The following is a 4,117-nucleotide window of genomic DNA, read 5'->3' as shown; positions in this document are numbered from 1 at the left end:
CAGCAAATCTTCATGGTCAGTACCCAGGCAATGCACGCAGACTTAGTACACAAATACTATAGCATCTATCGTCCTCGCTATGGAATCCCGCCTCAGAAAGCTACTTGACCAAGTCCGCGACGCGATTCGTCAAAAACATTCTATTGAACCAAGCAAAGTTATATTGGATGGACTTGCAGGTACATTTTCTTCCATAACAAGCAGCATCCAAAAGATATGGGCGGGGCAGAGATCGAGTAGAAAACATAACGCATCATTAATGGGGGAGCGGTGCGTTATGCTTCGCGATCGCACCCTACGTCCAGTGTTGCTTCCCATTCAATTGGTATGAGAGCCAGACCAATCCGAATTGGAGTTCTCCTCGTAACAAGAGTGAGACCCTTACAAGAGAACACTGATTATGATTCCTACATCCAAGCAGGCGCTATCTCGCCGTCAAATCCTGGCTGGGGGTGCGATCGCTGGTCTATCTGGCGCAATTGGCCTATCATTGCTCAAGCCACGTCCCGCTATGGCGTCCGAGGATGATGTGGCCAATGATATAGGCATTTTGAACACCGCTCTGTACTACGAACACCAAGCCATCTGGGCCTATGGCTTTGCTGCCCCTCAACTGAGCGAAACCGAGGTTGGGCAGGCTGTTTTGGCGCTTGCACTCAGAAATCAAGCCGACCACATGGAACACCGGGATTTACTAGCCTCCGTGATCACCAGCTTGGGCGGAATGCCCGTTATGGCAGAGGAAAGTTACGACGTTTCTGCCTATCTTGAAGCTGGCGAAGGTAACCTAGACTCGGATGTAAATATTGCCAAGCTAGCTCTAGCGCTGGAAGTCGATGCAGCGATCGCCTATGGCAATGAAGCCGCTCAGTTCAAAACCCCTGCCTTGGTTACCGCTGGGGTCTCCATTGCAGCCACCGAGTCTGCCCATGCTACGGCCATTCGCGCCGCATTTATTTCCCTCGGCGTAGATATTTATCACGTGCCCGCCGCGTTTATCAATGGCGACACTCGCAGTGAGTGGGTGTTGATGGTCGAATAAGATTTTGAGTTAACCGAGGAGCGATCGCCCCCTATGAAAGCGATCGCTCCTTGCATATTTAAACTTAACTCCTTACCAGGGAAGCACCTCGCCATTGGCGTGCCAAAAGGTGCCGGTTGTTTCCAGCGTTAGCGCGTCAATGCGTTCTAACAAGCCATTCACAGATGTTTCGGGCGTAATGCCACCGGAGGTAAAGCCGGTCATGCGGGTGCTCACGAGCCCTGGATGGAGGATGCCTACCGCAATGCCACGGGGTTTTAGATCGTGGGATAAGGATTTGCCTGCCATAGATACGGCAACTTTCGACATGCGATAGCCATAGGAACCACCGGAAGTATTATCGGCGATCGATCCCATGCGACTGGTCATGATGATCACCTTGGAGCCGCTGTGAAGATTGGGCAAAAGAGCTTGGGTAACCCGCAGGGTGCCCAAGGCATTCACTTCAAACTGCTGGCGAATACTCTCGAAATCTAGATTTTCTAGGGTATTGCGCTGCAAAATACCGGCATTGTTGATCAACACATCAATCCCAAGGCCATCTAAGCGATCGGTTAGATCGGCCACCGATCGGTCAGAGGTGATATCGATGCCGGTTTCGACCTGAACACCTAGCTGCTTCAGCTCATTCGATGGTGTACGACAAACGGCGATCGCTGTATCGCCCCGCTGTTTGAGTTGACGGCAATATTCATAGCCGATGCCGCGATTTGCTCCCGTGATGACGTAGACTGCCATGGCTGATCCTGGAATTCACCAATGGCCAGTGTACCGAAAGGCGATCGCCCTTGGGTGATGTCTCAGACCACATGCTTGGAAACCTTAGGAGCGAAACTCCGAGGCTACAATCATGGATCCAATCCCAGCATCGGTGAAAATTTCCAAGAGCAGCGCGTGGGGAATGCGGCCGTCGATGATGTGAGCAGCCTTAACGCCCTGGGCCAGGGATCGCACGCAGCAGTTGACCTTAGGAATCATGCCGCCGCCCACAACACCAGAATCAATCAGTTGCCGAGCCTGTTGAATGTCCAACTTGGCAATCAGGGTGGCTGGATCGGTGTAATCTTGCAAAATGCCTGGGGTATCGGTGAGCAGGATCATCTTTTCGGCACCTAGGGCTGCGGCCATTTCACCCGCTACCGTGTCGGCGTTGATATTGTAGGCTTGACCGGTTTCATCGGCGGCCACGCTGGACACCACCGGAATGTAGCCGCTGTTAACGATCGCTTCAATCACCTGGGTATTCATGGCGCTCACTTCGCCCACAAAGCCAATACCCGCTTCGCCTTGGGGACGGGCGAGGATCATGTTGCCGTCTTTGCCACAGAGCCCGATCGCTGCCCCGCCTGCCTGGTTAATCAACGACACAATTTCCTTGTTCACCCGCCCCACCAAGACCATTTCCACCACATCCATGGTGGCGGCATCGGTGACCCGCAGGCCATTTTTGAACTGGGGCTCGATATTCAGTTTGGTCAACCATGAGTTAATTTCCGGGCCGCCGCCATGCACCACCACGGGACGCAATCCCACGCAGGCCATGAACACAATGTCCCGCATCACCTTGGCCTTGAGGCTGCTATCTTTCATCGCCGCCCCGCCATATTTCACCACAATGGTGCGTCCAGCAAATTTTTGGATATAGGGCAGGGCCTCGCTCAACACGCGAACTCGGGTAGCTTCGTCTCGTTCGATATAGTTGCTATCGTTATCGTTGATCATGGGCGGATGGGTGACAAAGGGGCGAAGATGGGCACAACCGATGGAGCATAACGCTCAACTGTCAGAGATTTTGGCAGAAAGCAGGAGCCAATGGCGGTAATGTCATGAAATCCTTATCGTTTTACTCTGCGGTGGAGTGAGGTGGCCGCAGGATGGCGCGAATCCGATCGAGTACTTGAGCAGCGATCGCTTCTGGTGCTTGGGGTTCGGTCACTGAAATGGTCACATCAGCCTGGGCATAGAGCGATCGCCGTTGGTTGAGCAAGGTTTGCAATACCTGTTTAGGATCCGGGGCCTGCAGCAGGGGGCGGGTCTGATCGCCCTTGAGGCGGTCGTAGAGCAAATCGACGGAAACATCGAGCCAGACGACGACTCCATGCTGCAGATAGCTCCAGTTCTTGCGTTCGATCACAATACCGCCCCCGGTGGCGATCGCCATGCGGGTGTAGCTGGCGAGCTGACCCAACACTTCGGTTTCTAGGGCACGGAAAGCCGATTCCCCATCTTGGGCAAAGATAGCGGAGATGGGCTGTCCGGCCGCCTGCTCGATCACCGCGTCCGTGTCGGCAAAGCGGTAGCCGAGGTCATGGGCCAAAATCTTGCCCAGGGTACTTTTGCCAGCACCCATCATGCCGACCAGGTAGAGGTTGGTTCCCTTTAAAAAATCATCCACGGTGCGCCGCTTGCATAAAGAGTACTTGAACAAAGACCAGCACCAGAGTGATGGCTGCGACCCTGATTCTAGCGTCAGACGGGGACAGGGAGCTATGGTGAGCGGCCGGTCATGACCAAGGTGGAGCTGCAGGTCAGGAAACAAGGCATTTAATCGCGATCGCCTTCCCCGCTATGATAAAGAGCGTTGGGGAATTCTAGCCCCTTTTGTTTTGGTGAGTGCTATGAGCAGCTATTTTCGGCCAGCGGTTGCGGCCATGACTGGATACATTCCTGGGGAACAGCCCCGACCGGGCACCCCGGTGATTAAGTTGAATACCAACGAAAACCCCTACCCGCCCTCTCCAGAGGCGATCGCGGTTTTGCAGACTTTGGACAGCGAATGGCTGCGGCGCTACCCTACGCCCTACGCCGACGATTTTCGCCAAGCGGTGAGCCAGGTGTTTGCCGTGCCCATGGATTGGATCATGGTCACCAATGGCAGTGATGAACTGTTGAACCTGTTGGTGCGGGCCTGTGCCGACAGCGATCGCCCCGTGGTCTATCCCACACCGACCTATGTGCTGTACAAAACCCTTGCCGAGATGCAGCCGGCTAAGGTGCTGGAAATTCCCTACGCAGATCACCATCGTTTGCCTGTGGAGGCATTGATCGCTGCCCAGGGTGCGGTCACCTTCATCG

General features: G+C 54.3%; 5 protein-coding genes. 2 read left to right on the top strand and 3 right to left on the bottom strand.

Annotation, left to right across the window (positions count from 1 at the left end; all coding sequences use genetic code 11):
- Positions 1-400: 400 nt before the first annotated feature.
- Complete coding sequence (locus V6D20_19470) at positions 401-1,042, top strand: ferritin-like domain-containing protein (protein HEY9817963.1); 642 nt, start codon at positions 401-403, stop codon at positions 1,040-1,042.
- Positions 1,043-1,114: 72 nt separating this feature from the next.
- On the opposite strand, the gene V6D20_19465 is transcribed toward V6D20_19470, so the two are convergent.
- The 3 genes from V6D20_19465 to V6D20_19455 form a co-directional block, all read right to left on the bottom strand.
- A complete protein-coding gene (locus V6D20_19465; GenBank protein HEY9817962.1) occupies positions 1,115-1,780 on the bottom strand; it encodes an SDR family oxidoreductase in 666 nt (221 codons plus the stop codon).
- An 84-nt stretch (positions 1,781-1,864) separates the two neighbouring features.
- Positions 1,865-2,764: an acetylglutamate kinase gene (argB, locus tag V6D20_19460; protein ID HEY9817961.1), complete on the bottom strand. Its 900-nt coding sequence runs from the start codon at positions 2,762-2,764 to the stop codon at positions 1,865-1,867.
- Between the two features lie 121 nt (positions 2,765-2,885).
- The gene (locus V6D20_19455) at positions 2,886-3,437 is read right to left on the bottom strand and encodes a shikimate kinase (GenBank protein ID HEY9817960.1); all 552 of its coding nucleotides are present in this window, start codon (positions 3,435-3,437) and stop codon (positions 2,886-2,888) included.
- A gap of 223 nt (positions 3,438-3,660) precedes the next feature.
- Between V6D20_19455 and V6D20_19450 the strand changes: the two genes are divergently transcribed.
- The coding region (locus V6D20_19450; GenBank protein HEY9817959.1) for an aminotransferase class I/II-fold pyridoxal phosphate-dependent enzyme at positions 3,661-4,117 on the top strand (457 nt) is incomplete at its 3' end.

The organism is Candidatus Obscuribacterales bacterium (assembly GCA_036703605.1).
Lineage (GTDB): Bacteria > Cyanobacteriota > Cyanobacteriia > RECH01 > RECH01 > RECH01.
Note: the sequence above shows the minus strand (reverse complement) of the source record. Positions and strands in the feature narration are given on the sequence as shown.

What these genes read in the sequence shown, in the direction of transcription:
- V6D20_19470 (HEY9817963.1), top strand. Translation starts at nt 401, where the DNA reads ATGATTCCTACATCCAAGCAGGCGCTATCTCGCCGTCAAATCCTGGCT.
- V6D20_19465 (HEY9817962.1), bottom strand. Translation starts at nt 1,780, where the DNA reads ATGGCAGTCTACGTCATCACGGGAGCAAATCGCGGCATCGGCTATGAA.
- argB (HEY9817961.1), bottom strand. Translation starts at nt 2,764, where the DNA reads ATGATCAACGATAACGATAGCAACTATATCGAACGAGACGAAGCTACC.